Consider the following 1,794-nt stretch of genomic DNA (forward strand, 5'->3'; position numbering starts at 1 on the left):
ACTGGGAGCAGACGCCATGGCCTACAAACCCTTCGACCTGACCGGCAAGGTGGCCCTTGTCACCGGTGGCAATGGCGGCATCGGCTTTGGCATGGTGGAGGCCCTGGCCCAATCCGGCGCCGACGTGGTGATCTGGGGCTCCAACCCCAAGAAGAACGCCGACGCCGAAGAGAAGCTCAAGAGCGTCGGGGTCCGGGTCCTGACCCAGGTGGTGGACGTCGCCGACGAGCATGCGGTCAAGGCGGGCATGGCCGAGGCGGTCGCCAAGATGGGCCGCATCGACACGGTGATCGCCAACGCCGGGATCGGCGGCGGGGCGCCGTCCTTCTCGGAATTCTCCACCGAGATGTACCGCAAGGTGCTGTCAGTGAACCTGGACGGCGTGTTCTTCACCTTCCGCGAGGCCTGCAAGCACATGGTTGAGCGGGCGGGTTCCGGCGACAAAGCCGGAGGGTCGCTGGTGGTGATTTCGTCGCTCTCGGCGCTGGACGGGGCGCCGAAGAACGAGGCCTATGCCGCCACCAAGGGCGCCGTGATCTCGATGATCCGCGCCATCGCCGTGGAGCACGCCCGCTATGGCGTGCGGGCCAACGCCATCCTGCCCGGCTGGATCGCCACCGACATGACGGCGGGCGCCCAGGGCAATGACAGGTTCAACGACGCGGTGATCAAGCGGGTGCCCATGCGCCGCTGGGGCCAGCCGGCGGACTTCGGCGGCATGGCGGTCTACCTGGCCTCGGACGCCTCGTCCTTCCACACCGGCGACAGCTTCCTGATCGACGGCGGATACGGCGTCTTCTGAGGACTGACCTTGGGTCATGGTTCCCATGGACGGCGTGCGGCGCCATCCTGCCTCCCAACGAGACTTCGGGAGAAAACGCCATGACCCTGCACACCCCGCTTTGTGACCTCCTGGGGGTCAAGCACCCGATCATGCTGGCAGGCATGGGGGGCGTCTCCTATGCTGAGTTGGTGGCGGCGGTTTCCAACGCCGGAGGTTATGGCGTGCTGGGCATGGCCGGCCGCACGCCCGACTTCATCCGCGACGAGATGCGCAAGGTCAAAAGCCTCACCGACAAGCCCTTCGGCGTCGACCTGCTGGCCGTAAGTCCGGAGAGTCTGACGGCCTCGGTGGAGATCATCATCGACGAAGGCGCCTCCAGCTTCGTGGCCGGCCTGGGCGTGCCCATGCCGATCATGGAGAAGCTGAAAAAGGCCGGCCTCAAGGTCATGGTGGTCTGCGGGGCGGTGAAGCACGCGGTGAAGGCCGAGCAGGCCGGCTGCGACGCGGTGATCTGCCAGGGCGGCGAGGGCGGTGGCCACACCGGCCTTGTGGGCACCATGCCCCTGGTGGCCCAGGCGGTGGAGGCGGTGAAGATTCCCGTGGTGGCGGCCGGCGGCCTCTATGACGGCCGCGGCTTGGCCGCGGCCCTCACGCTCGGCGCGGTCGGCGTCTGGATGGGCACCCGCTTCATCGCCAGCCATGAGGCCCACGCCGGCGAACTCTATCGCCAGACCATCGTCGAGGCGGCCGACGAGGATACCGTCCGTACCCGGTCCTATTCCGGCAAGCCCATGCGGGTGCGCAAGAACCCCTATGTCGAAGACTGGGAGACCCGTCCCCAGGACATCCAGCCCTTCCCGCAGCAGGCGATGCTGTCCAGCCGCGCCGGGGTCATGGGCGGCATCGGCGGCCAGATCGAGGGCCTGGACGCCGACAAGTCCTGCTTCGCCATGGGCCAGTCGGCGGGGGGCATCCACACCGTGCTGCCGGCGGCGCAGATCGTGGCCAAC

Annotated in this window: 2 protein-coding genes; both read left to right on the forward strand. The window is 67.9% G+C overall.

From position 1 onward, the window contains the following. Positions 1-802: SDR family oxidoreductase (locus RMO97_RS05460; protein ID WP_310539517.1), on the forward strand; the 802-nt coding region annotated here is incomplete at its 5' end. A gap of 80 nt (positions 803-882) precedes the next feature. Further along, positions 883-1,794 (forward strand): nitronate monooxygenase family protein (locus RMO97_RS05465; RefSeq protein WP_310539518.1); only part of this gene is annotated, 912 nt, incomplete at its 3' end.

The organism is Phenylobacterium sp. (genome assembly GCF_031425575.1).
Classification (GTDB): domain Bacteria; phylum Pseudomonadota; class Alphaproteobacteria; order Caulobacterales; family Caulobacteraceae; genus Phenylobacterium.